Source organism: Paraburkholderia sp. BR14312, from assembly GCF_040948675.1.
Lineage (GTDB): Bacteria > Pseudomonadota > Gammaproteobacteria > Burkholderiales > Burkholderiaceae > Paraburkholderia > Paraburkholderia nodosa_A.
On record NZ_JBFPKI010000076.1, the window covers coordinates 1 to 470 of the forward strand.

Annotated in this window: 1 pseudogene; it reads left to right on the top strand. The window is 62.1% G+C overall.

Features of this window, described 5'->3' with window-relative positions:
* Nucleotides 1-470, top strand: a pseudogene (locus AB3X98_RS42070) (adhesin); the annotation flags it as partial.

The window sequence follows — 470 nt, forward strand, 5'->3', positions numbered from 1 at the left end:
CGAACCCGACGTATAACGTGGGTGGAGACACCTACAACAGCGTAGGTGGGGCGATTACGAACCTGGATGCCCGCGTGACACAGAACACGACCGACATCACGAACCTGCAAGGCGACATCACGAACATTAATGGCCAGCTCGCCGATGCGGTGATGTATGACACGTCGACGCACGACTCGGTCACGCTGGGCGGCGCGGACGCGACCACGCCGGTGGCCTTGCACAACGTGGCGGCGGGCGCAGTCTCGGCGACGAGCTTCGACGCGGTGAACGGCTCCCAGCTGTACAACCTGGCCAGCTCGACGGCGAATTCGTTCGGCGGCGGCTCGACGGTGAACAGCGATGGCTCGATCTCGAACCCGACGTATAACGTGGGCGGAAACACCTACAACAACGTAGGTGGTGCGATCACGAACCTCGATGGCCGCGTGACACAGAACACGACCGACATCACGAACCTGCAAGGCGAC